General features: G+C 45.0%; 2 protein-coding genes and 1 pseudogene. 2 read left to right on the top strand and 1 reads right to left on the bottom strand.

The window, feature by feature from the left end; translation table 11 throughout:
- Nucleotides 1-522: 522 nt before the first annotated feature.
- Nucleotides 523-822 (bottom strand): helix-turn-helix domain-containing protein, encoded by a 300-nt coding sequence (locus QL223_RS25825; RefSeq protein WP_281546351.1) that lies wholly within the window; start codon nt 820-822, stop codon nt 523-525.
- A gap of 630 nt (nt 823-1452) precedes the next feature.
- Here QL223_RS25825 and QL223_RS25820 point away from each other — a divergent pair.
- Complete coding sequence (locus QL223_RS25820; protein ID WP_062715199.1) at nt 1453-2259, top strand: sulfite exporter TauE/SafE family protein; 807 nt, start codon at nt 1453-1455, stop codon at nt 2257-2259.
- A gap of 29 nt (nt 2260-2288) precedes the next feature.
- Nucleotides 2289-2493, top strand: a pseudogene (locus tag QL223_RS25815) (hypothetical protein); the annotation flags it as partial.

The raw sequence follows: 2493 nt of genomic DNA, 5'->3' as shown, positions 1-2493 counted from the left end.
CCGATTTTAGTGTGTTCAGCCCAAGCTTCAAATCACTGGCTCTGAGTGTAATTTCATCGACTGCTTTGTCTGCCGTGATTTCGTTGGGTTCAGGAGGTTTTGGCACAACAACGATATAACCTTGTTGTGCCAAGCTTGATGCTATCCACCCACTGTGTGAAAAGGCTGACCGTGTTCCGCCTTGAGACAAGAGAACGATAGAAAATTTCTCACCAGCTAAAGGGGCATCTAACTGCGTTTCGACCACCTCAAAAATGTTGCTATTACCAAACGTAAAATTGGTTTTTCTTTGGTCGTGGGATACCAGTAATACACATCGACAGGCTTGTTTCTGTCACTGCTGAATACCGACTTTACCGTCAGCGAAGAATGGTATTTCTGTTCAGCGGCACTCACACTGAAGCACAACAGAGTTAACGCAAACGACATGACTAATTTGGTTTTCATTTTCCCTTGGCCTTCTAAGACGAATTCATAATCACGTATACCCAATCTAGCTAACGATGCTAGAACTCAGTTGGACTAGGTATTATATTTTGCAGGACGTTTGGAAAAATAACGTGCAGGGGACTCGCCGTAGACTTTGCGAAACATGGCAATAAAGTTGCTCGGTGTCGCGTAACCCAAAGCGAATGAAACGTCTCCGACGGATTTCCCACGAGCCAGCATTTCCATTGCGTGGATCAACTGTATCTGTTGCCGCCACATGTTAAAACTCATATTTAGCTCGGTTCGTACCAATCTTCTCAGTGTTCTCGAAGACGTAGCACCGATACTGGCCCAGTGCTCGACAGACTTTGTACTACCAAGATTATCCAGCATTGAATGGGCTATCCTTTGTAACCTTGGGTCTCTCGGTAGCGGAAAGTAAAGATTTTCATGGGGAGCGCGGCGAATTTCATTAAGAATAACGCAGAGAATGTGTGATTGGTCTGGCGAGACCTCCGTGGTTTTACTCCAACCTAGTATCCGGTTCGCAAGTACTTTAATCACATCATTCATACCGATAACGCATGGGGATTTTGGGAGTTGATGACAGGCAGAAGGTAAAAGTAACAGTGACCAACCTTTCACAGAACCATGAAAGTAGACACTGTGCATTGCTTCCGGTGGTATCCATCCTGCACGGTGAGGAGGCAATAACCAAGTCCCCTCTTCGGTGTTAACTTGTATCAGTCCTTCATCGATACAAATTAGCTGCCCCCGATAATGCTTATGGCTTGTATAGGGTCGCTGAGAGCGAGAGAGCTTGTCTTCACGTTCATGTAACCATTGTCGGGCAATGAGTTCGGCACCCTCCCTCCAATCGCTATAGTCACAATTATCACTCTGTAAACGCCGTTTCATAGATGGCCATTTTTCATTATTTAATGTCCGAATAACATTATCACAACATGTTAACGTTCACTTAGTATTTCAGAAAGCCAACCGAATGTCTGAAATGGAGTTCTTATGAACGAGTACCTGTTTATTTCCTACTACATAGCAGCAGGCCTCGGCATTGGGTTACTTGCCGGGCTTGTCGGTGTTGGTGGTGGAGGCATGGCCGTACCCATTTTTACCTTTCTATTCACAAAACAAGGAATTGGGCATGATGATGTGGTCCACCTAGCACTGGGCACATCAATGGCTGCGATGATTTTCACCACCTTTGGCAGCATGAAAGCCCATTTGAGAAAAGGAAACGTGGATACAAAAATGGCAATTAGAATGTCGGTCGCTGTACTTGTCGGAACATTTTTGGCCACTTTCATCGCATCGTATCTAAATGGGGTTTATCTGGCGGGATTCTTCAGCTTATTCATGCTTTATGTGGCTTTCAAAATGTTCAGGCAGAAGGAGTATCACTATAACGAGAATCCGCAAGGCCCGTTGGGGAATATTTTTACTGGCTTCTCAATTGGATCGGTTTCTGCGCTTGTTTCAATAAGCGGTGCTGGATTGACCATCCCTTACCTTGTCCAACAAAACGTTGAGATAAAGCGGGCAATTGGTACTTCTGCCGCTATCGGTTTTCCTATTGCACTGTCTGGCACCTTTGGCTATCTCATAAACGGCTTGCACAATACAGATATGAGCAACATGGTTTTGGGATACATTTATCTGCCAGCGTTGATTGCTTTTTCAATCAGTAGCTATCTAACCACGCATGTGGGTGTCCGTTTGGCCTACTATTTCCCAAGTGAAACACTCAAGAAATTCATCGGTATCCTTTGCGTCATGCTCAGTGCAAAAATGTTCTTTCAGGTGATTGGATAGCCTTGCACCCAGTCCAGCAAGGAGTACTCATGGAAACTTACAATCATACATATCGGTGCCACAACTTTTCACATAAAGACTTAAGTGCTCTCACGTTCACTGCTTGTACATTTATTCGCTACGACTTTCGACGCGCTGACTTGCGCGATACGACATTCGTCAACTGCAAGTTCATTGAACAGGGTGATATCGAAGGCTGCAAACGGCTGTTGGCAGGACAGGCACTTTTAACGC

The sequence above is a fragment of the Grimontia sp. SpTr1 genome (assembly GCF_947387585.1).
Lineage (GTDB): Bacteria > Pseudomonadota > Gammaproteobacteria > Enterobacterales > Vibrionaceae > Enterovibrio > Enterovibrio indicus.
Note: the sequence above shows the minus strand (reverse complement) of the source record. Positions and strands in the feature narration are given on the sequence as shown.